Origin of the sequence: Streptomyces sp. DH12, from assembly GCF_020873895.1 — a bacterium.
Taxonomy (GTDB): domain Bacteria; phylum Actinomycetota; class Actinomycetes; order Streptomycetales; family Streptomycetaceae; genus Streptomyces.
This window is the reverse complement of sequence record NZ_JAHWGT010000031.1, coordinates 73,235-83,724: the sequence shown is the minus strand read 5'-3', so window position 1 is coordinate 83,724 and position 10,490 is coordinate 73,235. Positions and strand designations below refer to the sequence as shown.

Sequence of the window (10,490 nt, the reverse complement as noted above, 5' to 3'; positions counted from 1 at the left end):
GCCGCCCCCCCCGCCCGCCGGGTGCCCGGGGGCGGGCCGCCCCGGCCGCCCCGCCGCCGGGCACCCGGCCCCGCGCTCGGCCGCCACCGGCCACCGGCCCGCCTCCGACCACCGGCCCGCCCCCGGCCCCGCGCTCGCGCTCGCCCCGTCCGCCACGGGCCCGCGCCTGCCCCGCACGCGTGGCAGGCGCCTCTCGGCGGCCCGCTCCGGCAGTGGCGCGACCCGCCTCCGGCCGGGGCCCGGGCGGCGGCGAGCCACCATGCGACCGGGCCGACGAGAAGAGCCGGCACAGCCCCCGGCACGCCCCGCGCCTCCCGCCCGGCGCCCGGCGCCCTCCGGACCGCGGCGCCTCCCGACCGGGCCGGCCCCTGTGAACCCGGCAGGTCCGGATCCCCCGGGCGCCCGGCCCCTCCCGGCCCGCACCCGCCGCCCTCCGGACCGCGCCGCCTCGGACCAGGCCGGCCCCACCGGACCCGGCAGGTCCGATCCCCTCGGCACCCGGCCCCTCCCGGCCCGCACCCGCCGCCCGCCGCCCTCCGGACCGCGCCGCCTCGGACCAGGCCGGCCCCACCGAACCCAGCCGGTCCGATCCCTCGGCACCCGGCCTCTCCCGGCCCGCACCCGCCGCCCGCCGCCGCCCTCCGAACCGCGGCGCCTCCAGACCAGGCCGGCCCCTGTGAACCCGGCAGGTCCGGATCCCCCCGGCACCCAGCCGGATCCGCGCCCGGCGGCGTGCCGCGCGCACGACAGCGCCCCGGTCCTCCCTCGCGGGCGGACCGGGGCGTGCGGGCGTGCGGCGCGGAGCGCGGTGCCTACTCCTGCGGGGTCTCCGGGGTCTCCGGGGACGCCGGGGACTGCGGAGCGTTCGGACCCTTCGGGCCCTCCGGAGCGTCCGGCTCGTCACCGGCGGCGTCCGTCGGGGCCGTCGCCGGCTCCTGCGCCGCCAGCAGCCGCGCCAGCTGCCGGCCGACGATCCGCTTGAACTTCCGCGACTGCGGCCGCGTACGGTCCAGCACCGCGACCTCCAGCCGCTCGGCGGGGATCTCCCGCTCGGTGCCGTTGGTGTCCCGCGACAGGGCCTGCACGGCGAGCTTCAGCGCCTCCGCCAGGGACATCCCGTCGCGGTGCCGCTGGTCGAGGAAGCCGCTGATCTGCTCGGCGTTGCCTCCGACGGCGACCGAGCCGTGCTCGTCGACGATCGACCCGTCATGCGGCAGGCGGTAGATCTGGTCGCCCTCGGGGGACGAGCCCACCTCGGCGACGACCAGCTCCACCTCGTACGGCTTCTCCCCCGCGCTGGAGAAGATCGTGCCGAGCGTCTGAGCGTAGACGTTCGCCAGGCCGCGGGCCGTCACGTCGTCCCGGTCGTAGGTGTAGCCGCGCAGGTCGGCGTAGCGGACGCCGCCGATGCGGAGGTTCTCGTACTCGTTGTACTTGCCGGCCGCGGCGAAGCCGATCCGGTCGTAGATCTCGCTGAACTTGTGCAGTGCGCGGGACGGGTTCTCACCGACGAAGACGATGCCGTCGGCGTACTGCATCACGACAAGGCTGCGGCCCCGGGCGATCCCCTTCCGGGCGTACTCCGCCCGGTCGGCCATGGCCTGCTGGGGTGAGACATAGAACGGCGTCGACACCGGCTATCCGTCCCTTTCTGTCAGTGGAGGGTTCATCAGAGCAGCTCGGCGCGGGGGCCGTCCGGGTGTTCCATGCGGCGCTCCAGGACGGCGCGGGCCACGTCGGCCCCCTCTGCGTCCGTGAGCCGGCGGAACCCGTCGTCCGTGATCACCGTGACGATCGGGAAGATCCGGCGGGCCATGTCGGGCCCTCCGGTCGCCGAGTCGTCGTCCGCCGCGTCGTACAGCGCCTGCACGACCAGGGTCACGGCCTGCTGCTCGGTGAGGTCCTCGCGGTAGAGCTTCTTCATGGACCCGCGGGCGAAGAGCGAGCCGGAGCCCGTCGCCGCGTACCCGACGTGCTCCTCGGAGCGGCCGCCGGTGACGTCGTAGGAGAAGATGCGGCCCTTCTCCCGGTCGACGTCCCAGCCGGCGAAGAGCGGGACGACGGCGAGGCCCTGCATGGCCATGCCGAGGTTGCCGCGGATCATGGTGGAGAGCCGGTTGGCCTTGCCCTCCAGGGAGAGCTGGGCGCCCTCGACCTTCTCGAAGTGCTCCAGCTCCAGCTGGAAGAGCTTGACCATCTCCACGGCCAGGCCGGCCGTGCCGGCGATGCCCACGGCTGAGTACTCGTCGGCCGGGAAGACCTTCTCGATGTCGCGCTGGGCGATCATGTTCCCCATGGTGGCCCGCCGGTCACCGGCCAGGACCACGCCCCCGGGGAAGGTGGCCGCGACGATCGTCGTGCCGTGCGGCACCTCGACGGCGCCCTGTACGACCGGCAGCGTCCGACGTCCCGGCAGCAGCTCCGGCGAGTGCTCGCTCAGGAAGTCCAGGAAGGACGAGGAGCCGGGCGTCAGGAAGGCAGCCGGCAGACGCCCGGTGCTGCGAGTGTTGGCTTCCACGAGTTCCCCTCCAGGTTGGCGGCAGCCCGACCTGCGGTGTCGGGAGTCTCTCCCGGTTCTCCGACGGCCGAATTGCGGTTGAAGCACGGTACGCCACGGACCTTACCCGGCCGGTGACGATCATCCACACGGGTGACGGGCCCCCGCCGCGCGGGGTCCGCGCGGCGGGGAGCGCCTGTGCCGTACGCGGGCTGCTCGCGGACGGAGACGGCTCCGCCGCGAGCAGCGCTGCGTCGGACGGGCCCGACGCCCGCCCCCCATGATCAACGAATAGAAGGGGAAATGCGGCTACTCGCCGCCCTTCTGCACGAAGGAGCGCACGAAGTCCTCGGCGTTCTCCTCCAGCACGTCGTCGATCTCGTCCAGGACGGAGTCGACGTCGTCACTGAGCTTCTCCTGGCGCTCCTTGAGGTCCTCCGAGGCCTGCGCCTCGGGCGCCTGCTCCTCGACCTCCTCCGTGGAGCGCGTGGCCTTCTGCTGCCCGCCGCCGGTGTCCTTGGTCGCCATGTCCCTCACCCCGCTCGGTTGCCCGCTTGGTCAGGTGTCTCAAGATCAGACCCTACAAGCCCGGTCTGACATCGGCCCTGTCTTGTCCGACATCCAGGGGGCCACTTCCATGATTCCCCGCGTCGGCCCCCTGAAGCCCTTCTCAGCCGCCGGAAAGGACCCGGACCAGCTCCTCCGCCGTGCGGCACCGGTCCAGGAGGTCCTTGACGTGCTCCCGGGTGCCCCGCAGCGGCTCCAGGGTGGGCACCCTCTGGAGGGAGTCCCGCCCCGGCAGGTCGAAGATCACCGAGTCCCAGGAGGCCGCTGCCACGTCGTCCGCGTACTGCTCCAGGCAGCGGCCCCGGAAGTAGGCCCTGGTGTCCTCCGGCGGCTGCTTCTCGGCCCGCTCGACCTCCGGCTCGTCCAGCAGGCGCTTCATGCGCCCGCGGGCCGCCAGCCGGTTGTACAGCCCCTTCTCGGGGCGCACGTCGGCGTACTGGAGGTCCACCAGGTGCAGGCGCGGGGCGTCCCAGTCGAGCCGGTCGCGGCGCCGGTACCCCTCCATGAGCTCCAGCTTCGCCACCCAGTCCAGCTCGCCGGCGAGGCTCATCGGGTCGTTCTCCAGCCGGCCGAGGGTGTCCTCCCAGCGGGCCAGCACGTCCTTGGTCTGCTCGTCCGCGTCCGCGCCGAAGCGGTCCTCCACGTACTTCCTGGCCAGCTCGTAGTACTCCATCTGGAGCTGGACCGCGGTGAGCGTGCGGCCGCTGCGGAGCGTGACCAGCCGCTGGAGCGTCGGGTCGTGCGACACCTGGTGGAGGGTGCGCACGGGCTGGTCGACGGCGAGGTCGACGGTGATGAAGCCGTCCTCGATCATCGACAGCACCAGGGCCGTCGTGCCGAGCTTCAGGTACGTCGAGATCTCCGAGAGGTTGGCGTCGCCGATGATCACGTGGAGGCGGCGGTACTTCTCGGCGTCGGCGTGCGGCTCGTCCCGGGTGTTGATGATCGGCCGTTTGAGTGTCGTCTCCAGGCCGACCTCGACCTCGAAGTAGTCCGCGCGCTGGCTGATCTGGAAGCCGTGCTCCTGGCCGTCCTGGCCGATGCCGACGCGGCCCGCGCCCGTGACGACCTGGCGCGAGACGAAGAACGGCGTGAGGTGGCGCACGATGTCCGAGAAGGGGGTCTCCCGCTTCATCAGGTAGTTCTCGTGCGTGCCGTACGAGGCGCCCTTGTTGTCGGTGTTGTTCTTGTACAGGTGGATCGGCTGGGCGCCCGGCAGCAGGCTCGCCTTCTCGGCCGCCTCCGCCATGATGCGCTCGCCGGCCTTGTCCCACAGGACGGCGTCGCGGGGGTTGGTGACCTCCGGGGCGCTGTACTCCGGGTGCGCGTGGTCCACGTAGAGCCGGGCGCCGTTGGTCAGGATGACGTTGGCGAGGCCGATGTCCTCGTCGGTGAGCTGGCTGGAGTCGGCGGCCTCGCGGGCGAGGTCGAAGCCGCGGGCGTCCCGCAGCGGGTTCTCCTCCTCGAAGTCCCAGCGGGCGCGGCGCGCCCGGTGCATCGCCGCCGCGTAGGCGTTGACGATCTGGGACGAGGTGAGCATGGCATTGGCGTTCGGGTGGCCGGGGACGGAGATCCCGTACTCCGTCTCGATGCCCATTACTCGCCGTACGGTCATGCGGCCCTCCTTGCCCGGCGGCGTCCCCCCGCGGGAACGGCGCTCGAGTACCGGTTCTCCGATGCGTGTGCGGTGCCCGACCCCGCACTGCGCGATTCGGCGGTACGGAAGAGCCTAGAGCGCCTTCGCGCCCGGGGGGAGATCGATTGCGTCATTGCTCCGGTGTGGTCCGTCCGTGGCGGGTCCCTCGGAATGCGGCCGGCTGCGGACTCCCACCCCTTCCGGGGGCCCCGGGACATCCGCAGCCGGTACTGCGCGCTCTTACAGGTACTGTCCGGTGTTCGCCACCGTGTCGATGGACCGACCGGTGTCGGCGCCCTGCTTTCCGGTGACGAGGGTGCGGATGAAGACGATCCGCTCGCCCTTCTTTCCGGAGATCCGGGCCCAGTCGTCCGGGTTGGTGGTGTTGGGCAGGTCCTCGTTCTCCTTGAACTCGTCCACGCACGCCTGGAGGAGGTGGGAGACGCGAATGCCCTTCTGGTTGTGGTCGAGATATGCCTTGATGGCCATCTTCTTCGCCCGGTCGACGATGTTCTGGATCATCGCGCCGGAATTGAAGTCCTTGAAGTACAGGACTTCCTTGTCGCCGTTGGCGTAGGTGACCTCGAGGAACCGGTTCTCCTCGGATTCCGCGTACATCTGCTCCACGACCGACTGGATCATGGCGTGGGCCGCGGCGCCCTTGGAGCCGTTGTGCTCGGCGAGGTCGTCCGCGTGCAGCGGCAGCGACGGGGTGAGGTACTTGGCGAAGATGTCCTTCGCGGCCTCGGCGTCCGGACGCTCGATCTTGATCTTGACGTCCAGCCGGCCGGGCCGGAGGATCGCCGGGTCGATCATGTCCTCGCGGTTCGAGGCGCCGATCACGATGACGTTCTCGAGCCCCTCGACGCCGTCGATCTCGGCGAGCAGCTGCGGGACGATGGTGTTCTCCACGTCCGAGCTGACGCCGGAGCCGCGGGTGCGGAAGAGGGACTCCATCTCGTCGAAGAAGACGATGACGGGCGTGCCCTCGGACGCCTTCTCCCGAGCACGCTGGAAGACGAGGCGGATGTGCCGCTCGGTCTCGCCGACGTACTTGTTGAGCAGCTCCGGGCCCTTGATGTTGAGGAAGTAGCTCTTGCCGGCGGGCTGTCCGGTGACCTCCGCCACCTTCTTGGCAAGGGAGTTGGCCACCGCCTTGGCGATGAGCGTCTTGCCGCACCCGGGCGGGCCGTAGAGCAGGATGCCCTTGGGCGGCCGAAGCTCGTGCTCCTTGAAGAGGTCGGGGTAGAGGTACGGGAGCTCGACCGCGTCGCGGATCAGCTCGATCTGGTTCCCCAGACCGCCGATCTTGTCGTAGTCGACGTCGGGCACCTCTTCGAGGACGAGCTCCTCGACCTCGCTCTTCGGGATGACCTCGTACACGTAGCCGGAACGGGGCTCGAGCAGCAGCGCGTCGCCGGGCCGGATGGTGACGTCCAGCAGGGGCTCGGCGAGCCTGACCACTCGCTCCTCGTCGGTGTGGCCGATGACCAGGGCGCGCTCGCCGTCCTCCAGGATTTCCTTGAGGGTGACGATGTCCCCGGCGCGCTCGAACTCCATGGCCTCGACCACGTTGAGCGCTTCGTTCAGCATGACTTCCTGGCCCCGCCTGAGCTCATCGAGCTCGATGCCGGGGCTCACGTTCACCCGGAGCTTGCGGCCCCCGGTGAAGATGTCGCACGTGCCGTCCTCGTTGGCCTGCAGGAAGACGCCGAAGCCGGCCGGTGGCTGGGCGAGGCGGTCGACCTCCTCCTTGAGGGCCACGATCTGGTCGCGGGCCTCGCGGAGCGTGTTGGCGAGCCGCTCGTTCTGCGCGGACACGCCGGCCAGGTTGGTCTGCAGCTCGACGATCCGCTCCTCGAGAATCCTCGTGTGGCGCGGAGAGTCGGCGAGCTTACGTCGCAGGACGGCGATTTCCTGCTCGAGATAGGCAACCTGACCGGCGGGGTCGTCAGACCCCCGCCCGGGCCGGATGCCGCGGTTGATGTCGTCGTCGTGGGCTGCCACGGTCCTCACCTCCTCCAAGGGGAGCTGGACGCTTCCAGACCCTACCTGCGTGGGTGATGATTGAAACCCCTAGATCACAAAGACTCTCGAGGTGTGTCCGATCTTCACCCTTGCGCTCTCCCCGACGTCAAGGGAATACCCACCCATCAACATCGGAAAGCGGCCGGTTGTATCGTCGTGTGTGGCCAACACCCGTCAGGGCGGGCCGAACTCAACCGACGACGCATCACCCGACGCAGGAAACGGCAGGGCATATGACCGCGCAGCACGAGGCTCCCACCACGGCCGCCGGAGAGGCTCTGGAGGTCTGGATCGACCAGGATCTCTGCACCGGCGACGGGATCTGCGCGCAGTACGCCCCCGAGGTGTTCGAGCTCGACATCGACGGCCTGGCCTACGTCAAGAGTTCCGACGACGAGCTGCTCCAGGAGCCGGGCGCCACGACACCGGTGCCGCTGCCGCTGCTGCGGGACGTGGTGGACTCCGCGAAGGAGTGCCCGGGCGACTGCATCCACGTACGTCGGGTTTCGGACAGGGTCGAGGTGTACGGCCCGGACGTCGAGTAGCGGGTCAGCGACCCTCGGTGGCCGAAGTCCGCAGGAACGTCCCTCCGCGCCACCGCCATTCGACCGCCTCCCGCTCGTCGGGGCAGCAGCGCGGCACGTCGGTGGAGGAGTAGCCCAGCAGGGTCGCGGTGACGACGCCGTCGCGTACGGCGAGGTCGCCGACCGTGCGGGTGTCGGCGGGGTCCAGGAGGGTCGCCACGAGGCGGGCGCCGGCGCCCGCCCCCGCGCCGCCCGAGGTCAGGACGTACAAGCCGTGCGGCGGGGTGCCCGAGCCCGCGCGGCAGTGGGCCGCGGCGACCGTCTCGGGCCGGCCGTCCCCGTCCAGGTCGCCGGTGACCGTCCGGGCGACGGCGGTGGGAGCTCCGGCGCAGGTCAGCGGGTAGGTGATCGAGGCGGCGTCGGGTGCCTGGGCGACCGTGCCCACGGCGGTCCCGGTCCCCGTGGCGGGGAGCGTCGCGGTGGCGGGCGCCGGCTGCGCCAGGGCGGCCAGGGTGACGACGCCGGCCAGGGCGGTCGCGGTCGCGAGCCAGTGGGTCGGGCGGGCGTGGGTGTGCGCGAGGTCCGAGGCGGCGGAGGTCTGCACGCGGGGCGTCTCCTGTGTCGTGCGGTGGCGGCGGGACGTGGCCGGTGGAGTGGCCAGCATCGTGCCACACGTCACACGCGCCGGGAACCTCGGGGGTGCCCGCGGCGGGTGACGGTACGGCGACCGCGCGGGGCGGGACGCCGTGGCGGCGCGGGCCGGACGCGGTGGGGACGGGCGCGGGGCGCCGCGGGCGGGAACACGGCGGCGCCGCCGCGGAGTTCCCGTGTGCGTGCGGGAACCCGGCGGCGGCGCCGTGGCGTTGCGGGGCGTCGGCCCTCGTCGTCGTGGGGCGGTCAGCCCTTGTTGGGGCCCTCGTAGTCCTCGCCGTAGGCGCCCTTGGCGGGGCGGCGGCGGCGCATCGGGGGCTCCACGCCGTCCGCGAGGCGGCGGGCGGTGACGAGGAAGCCGGTGTGGCCGATCATGCGGTGGTCCGGCCGGACGGCCAGGCCCTCGACGTGCCAGTTGCGGATCATGGACTCCCACGGCTGCGGCTCGGCGTAGCAGCCGATCTCGCGGATGGACTCCACGGTCCGGGCCAGCTGGGTCGTCGTGGCGACGTAGCAGCAGAGGATGCCGCCGGGCACCAGCGCCTTGGAGACGGCCTCCAGGCACTCCCACGGGGCGAGCATGTCCAGGATGACGCGGTCGACGTCGGCGTCGGTCAGGTTGTCCTGGAGGTCGCCGACGGTGAGCTGCCAGGCCGGGTGGGGGCCGCCGAAGTAGCGCTCCACGTTCGCCTTGGCGATCTCCGCGAAGTCCTCGCGGCGCTCGTAGGAGTGCAGCATGCCGCTGTCCCCGACGGCGCGCAGCAGGAAGCTGCTGAGCGAGCCGGAGCCGACGCCGGCCTCCACGACGCGGGCGCCGGGGAAGATGTCGGCGAAGGCGAGGATCTGGCCCGCGTCCTTCGGGTAGACGACTGCGGCCCCGCGGGGCATGGACAGGACGTAGTCGGGGAGCAGGGGGCGCAGCGCGAGGTAGGCGACGTTTCCCGTGGTACGGACAACACTGCCCTCGGGGGCGCCGATCAGCTCGTCGTGCGGGAAGGAACCCTTGTGGGTGTGGAAGTTCTTCCCGGCTTCGAGCGTGAACGTGTAGTGGCGTCCCTTGGGGTCGGTGAGCTGGACCTGGTCCCCGACTGTGAAGGGCCCGCGACGGCGGGCGGCACCGGTCGGTTCGGACATGTGACCAGGGTACCCGGCGGTGGCGGGGCGCCCGACCACGGTGCGGGACGGCCGGGGGGGTGCGGGTCGGGGTGCGGGCCCGGGGCGGCTCGGCACGTCCGGGCTCCGCTCGGCGCGGCCCGGACTCGGCTCGGCCCGGGCTCGGCTAGCGCGGTCCGCCGCCCGGGCTCGGCTGGCGCGGTCCGCTGCCCGGGCGGGCCATGGCCTGGACGAAGGCGCGCTCCACGTCGGCGGTGGAGAGCACCCCGTACACCTCGCCGGAGTCCTCGACGACGAGGTACTCGGTGGCGGGGGTCTCGCGGAGCCGTTCGAGCAGCGCCTCGCCGGAGAGGTCGGCGGGCACCCGCATGCCGTCGGTGAGGTCCTGCGCCAGTCCGCTCACGGCGACCCACGGCCGCCGGTGCTGCGGGACGCCGACGATGGCGGTCTCGCGGACGAGGGCGGTCGGCTCGCCCTGGCCGTCGACGATGACGAGGGCGCGGGCGCCGGCGTCGTTGGCCCGGCGCAGGGCTTCGCTGAGGGGGGTGTCGGAGCTGACGGGCACGGCGCGCCGGGTCAGCGTGCGGGCACGCAGGTCGGGGAGCCGCTCGCGCAGGCGGGCCATGCGCAGGCTGTTGCCGGCGCCGGTCCAGATGATCGCGGCGAGGATCGCGGCCAGCAGGGCGTCCGTGACGGTGTCCATGCCGCTGAGCTCGTCCGTGGCGTTGCCCAGCACCCCGGTGTGGGTCAGCAGGGGCAGGCCGATGAGGACGGCGACGGCGAGGGCCCGGCCCGCCCAGGCGGCGGCGATCGTCCCGCTCATCGGACGGCCCGTGATCTTCCAGACGACCGCGCGGAGCATCCGGCCGCCGTCGAGCGGGAGGCCGGGCAGGAGGTTGAAGGCGGCGACGAGCAGGTTGGAGATGGTCAGCCCGGCGAGGAGGACGCCGGGGACCGTGCCGGGCTCGACGGCCGACATCCCGGCGTAGAAGACCCCGGCGAGGACCAGGGAGAGCAGGGGGCCGACGAAGGCGAGGACGAACTCCCGGCCGGGGGTCTCGGACTCCTTCTCGATCTCGGAGACCCCGCCGAAGAACTGGAGCTGGATGCGGCGGACCGGCAGCTTGAAGCGGAGGGCGGCGACCGTGTGGGCGAGCTCGTGGACGAGGACCGAGCCGTAGAAGGCGACGGCGAAGAAGAGCGAGACGAGGTACCGGACGTTCCCCAGCTCCGGCAGCACGCGGTCCATCTGGCCGCCGAACACCCAGGTGATCAGCGCCGCGACGAGGAACCAGCTCGGGGCGACGTAGACGGGCACCCCGAAGACGCGGCCCATGAGGAGGCCGCCGCCCGGCTCGTCGCCCCGCCGCCGCCCGGCGGGGCGGCGGGGGGTGCGGGCCGTGTCGGACCGGGGGCGCGTGCCGTCGCCGCTCTCGTCGTCCTGGTTCACGGGTTCCCTTCGGGGGTGGAGGGG

General features: G+C 72.4%; 9 protein-coding genes. 1 reads left to right on the top strand and 8 read right to left on the bottom strand.

What is annotated here, in order from left to right; genetic code table 11:
* Nucleotides 1–812 precede the first annotated feature (812 nt).
* The 5 genes from prcA to arc form a co-directional block, all read right to left on the bottom strand.
* Nucleotides 813–1,634 carry a proteasome subunit alpha gene (prcA, locus tag LPA54_RS25260; RefSeq protein ID WP_228981755.1) on the bottom strand — a complete coding sequence of 274 codons (822 nt, stop codon included), beginning with the start codon at nucleotides 1,632–1,634 and terminating at the stop codon, nucleotides 813–815.
* Between the two features lie 35 nt (nucleotides 1,635–1,669).
* The gene (gene prcB / locus LPA54_RS25255; RefSeq protein WP_228981753.1) at nucleotides 1,670–2,518 is read right to left on the bottom strand and encodes a proteasome subunit beta; all 849 of its coding nucleotides are present in this window, start codon (nucleotides 2,516–2,518) and stop codon (nucleotides 1,670–1,672) included.
* Nucleotides 2,519–2,806: 288 nt separating this feature from the next.
* Complete coding sequence (locus LPA54_RS25250) at nucleotides 2,807–3,025, bottom strand: ubiquitin-like protein Pup (protein WP_020128324.1); 219 nt, start codon at nucleotides 3,023–3,025, stop codon at nucleotides 2,807–2,809.
* A gap of 142 nt (nucleotides 3,026–3,167) precedes the next feature.
* On the bottom strand, nucleotides 3,168–4,679 hold the full coding sequence (gene dop, locus LPA54_RS25245; protein ID WP_228981751.1) for a depupylase/deamidase Dop: 1,512 nt from the start codon (nucleotides 4,677–4,679) through the stop codon (nucleotides 3,168–3,170).
* A 261-nt stretch (nucleotides 4,680–4,940) separates the two neighbouring features.
* Nucleotides 4,941–6,707, bottom strand: coding sequence for a proteasome ATPase (arc, locus tag LPA54_RS25240; protein ID WP_228981749.1), 1,767 nt, complete (start codon nucleotides 6,705–6,707; stop codon nucleotides 4,941–4,943).
* Between the two features lie 254 nt (nucleotides 6,708–6,961).
* Between arc and LPA54_RS25235 the strand changes: the two genes are divergently transcribed.
* On the top strand, nucleotides 6,962–7,273 hold the full coding sequence (locus LPA54_RS25235) for a ferredoxin (RefSeq protein WP_228981747.1): 312 nt from the start codon (nucleotides 6,962–6,964) through the stop codon (nucleotides 7,271–7,273).
* A 4-nt stretch (nucleotides 7,274–7,277) separates the two neighbouring features.
* Here the strand turns inward: LPA54_RS25235 and LPA54_RS25230 are convergent, their stop codons facing one another.
* The 3 genes from LPA54_RS25230 to LPA54_RS25220 form a co-directional block, all read right to left on the bottom strand.
* The gene (locus LPA54_RS25230; protein ID WP_228981744.1) at nucleotides 7,278–7,856 is read right to left on the bottom strand and encodes a hypothetical protein; all 579 of its coding nucleotides are present in this window, start codon (nucleotides 7,854–7,856) and stop codon (nucleotides 7,278–7,280) included.
* Nucleotides 7,857–8,149: 293 nt separating this feature from the next.
* The gene (locus LPA54_RS25225) at nucleotides 8,150–9,037 is read right to left on the bottom strand and encodes a tRNA (adenine-N1)-methyltransferase (RefSeq protein ID WP_228981742.1); all 888 of its coding nucleotides are present in this window, start codon (nucleotides 9,035–9,037) and stop codon (nucleotides 8,150–8,152) included.
* Nucleotides 9,038–9,182: 145 nt separating this feature from the next.
* The gene (locus LPA54_RS25220; protein ID WP_228981740.1) at nucleotides 9,183–10,466 is read right to left on the bottom strand and encodes a site-2 protease family protein; all 1,284 of its coding nucleotides are present in this window, start codon (nucleotides 10,464–10,466) and stop codon (nucleotides 9,183–9,185) included.
* Between the last annotated feature and the right edge of the window lie 24 nt (nucleotides 10,467–10,490).

Bases quoted from the DNA above. Each gene is read 5' to 3' on its own strand.
- dop (WP_228981751.1), bottom strand. From the start codon at position 4,679: ATGACCGTACGGCGAGTAATGGGCATCGAGACGGAGTACGGGATCTCC.
- LPA54_RS25235 (WP_228981747.1), top strand. From the start codon at position 6,962: ATGACCGCGCAGCACGAGGCTCCCACCACGGCCGCCGGAGAGGCTCTG.
- LPA54_RS25250 (WP_020128324.1), bottom strand. From the start codon at position 3,025: ATGGCGACCAAGGACACCGGCGGCGGGCAGCAGAAGGCCACGCGCTCC.
- LPA54_RS25225 (WP_228981742.1), bottom strand. From the start codon at position 9,037: ATGTCCGAACCGACCGGTGCCGCCCGCCGTCGCGGGCCCTTCACAGTC.